The sequence below is a fragment of the Clostridium sp. MCC353 genome (genome assembly GCF_018785315.1).
GTDB lineage: Bacteria > Bacillota > Clostridia > Lachnospirales > Lachnospiraceae > CHH4-2.
Map to the genome: position 1 here is coordinate 1 of NZ_WQPN01000101.1, position 2,052 is coordinate 2,052.

At 52.1% G+C, this 2,052-nt stretch carries 2 protein-coding genes; both read left to right on the forward strand.

Going from position 1 to position 2,052, the window contains the following annotated elements; genetic code table 11:
* The coding region (locus GPL15_RS17355; protein ID WP_215699957.1) for a sugar transferase at positions 1 to 795 on the forward strand (795 nt) is incomplete at its 5' end.
* Between the two features lie 373 nt (positions 796 to 1,168).
* Positions 1,169 to 2,052, forward strand: an 884-nt coding sequence (locus tag GPL15_RS17360; protein ID WP_215699958.1) for an LCP family protein, incomplete at its 3' end; no start/stop codon positions are given.

Below are 2,052 nucleotides of genomic sequence, written 5' to 3' on the forward strand. Positions count from 1 at the left end.
CAGGTGATTGATGAGGCGCTGTTATGCCTGCCTTACAGCACCAGGGAAGAAGTGAACGGGTTTATCGTGCGCCTGGAAACTATGGGGATTGAAACCCATGTGGCGGTAGATACCTACGACCATCAGGAAAAAGCAATTGAGCGGTTTGGGGCCTACCGCGTGCTGACCTACAGCCCGAGAATCTTTGAACCGACGGAACTGTTTGTAAAACGGGCCATGGATGTAATCGGCGGGGTGGCAGGATCTCTGCTAACGGTTCTGCTCAGCATGGTGATCATACCGGCGATCCATTTGGAATCCCCCGGGCCAGCCATTTTTAAACAGGTCCGGATCGGAAGAAATGGCCGACGATTTTCCATCTATAAGTTCCGTTCTATGTATATGGATGCAGAAGAGCGGAAAAAGGAGCTGATGGAAAAGAATGAAATGAAGGGCCTGATGTTCAAGATGAAGGATGATCCCCGGATCACGAAGGTAGGGAAGTTCTTACGAAAGACCAGCCTGGATGAATTCCCCCAGTTTTTCAATGTGTTAAAAGGGGAAATGAGCCTGGTGGGAACGAGACCGCCTACGGAAGACGAGTTCCTGCAGTATGAAGAGCATCATAAGAGGCGTCTGAGCCTGAAACCGGGAATCACCGGATTATGGCAGGTGAGCGGCCGGAGCGATATCCAGGATTTTGAAGAGGTGGTGAGCCTGGATCTGGAGTACATCGACAAATGGTCGGTGTGGCTGGACATCCGTCTGCTGATCCAGACCGTGTATGTGGTGCTGTTTCATAGAGGGGCATCCTGACACGAAGCGGTGGCTAACCGGGAGAGGGCCGGGAAAAGCGGGAATGAACAAGGCAGATGAAATATAAAGAAAAGAAGCAGAAAATAAGAAACAGAGAACGAGAAACAGGAAACAAGAAGTAAATGGAACAAACGACGGACCGAATTGTAAAGTGAGCAGAATGAGAGACAGGCAGAATCGAAGCGCAAAGAATGAGAGACAAGCAGAATGAAAGCGCAAAGAATGAGAGACAAGCAGAATGGAAGCACAAAGAATGAGAGACAAGCAGAGTGGAATCTCAAAGAATAAGAGATAAGCAGAATGGGAACCGGATGGGGATAAGAGTATCCGTGATAGCGGTTCTTGCAGGAGACGGGAAACCGGGCATGAGGAAATGAAGAGTAGAAATCAGAAGAACTATTTATACATAACAGGCGCGGTTGTCCTTGTCCTTGGCTTTCTGTGCTGGTTTGGCAGATTCAGTTACCGTTCTTACCGGGCCAGCCAGGAGGCGAAAGAGCGTCTGGCGGCCCATGAGGAAGCCGCAGGCTCAGGTTTAACAGAAGCAGCCCCGGACGGAGCCGCACAGGAAGGCCGGGACAACGGAAAAGGGGAAATCCTTTACCAGGGAAAAACCTACCGCAGAAACACGGCCATGCGTGCCATCCTCTGTATCGGCGTTGACACCAAAGGGGAGATGGAATCCCATACGGCGTCCGGCCAGGGAGGCCAGGCGGACGGGGTATTTTTAGTGGCCCAGGACGCGGCCAGGGACCGGGTGAAGATCCTGATGATCCCCCGGGACAGCATGACGGAGATCACACTGTTTGACCTGTCTGGAAATGAGAGCTGTGAACTGATGACAGAGGCGGTTTCCAATTTACTTGGGAACCTGAAAATAGACGGGTATGCGGCGGTGAACATCAGCGCCATCCCGATTTTGAATGATGCGGTGGGCGGAGTGACGGTAACCATCCGGGACGAAGGCCTGGAAAAACGGGATCCGGAGTTGAAAAAGGGGGAAACCGTCACCCTCCAGGGTGAGCAGGCGGAGATTTTTGTCAGGTACCGGGATATCACCAAATCCCAGACAGCGGTCAGCCGTATGGGTAGGCAGAAGCAGTATCTGCAGGGCTATTTACAGGCAGCCAAAGAGGCGGCGTCCAGGGATGACCGCCTGATCCCGGATTTAATGAACCGCCTGCAGAACAATATGATCACAAATATGCCGAAGGACCAGTATCTGGACATGGCGCTGTCCGTGCTGAACAGCCAGGA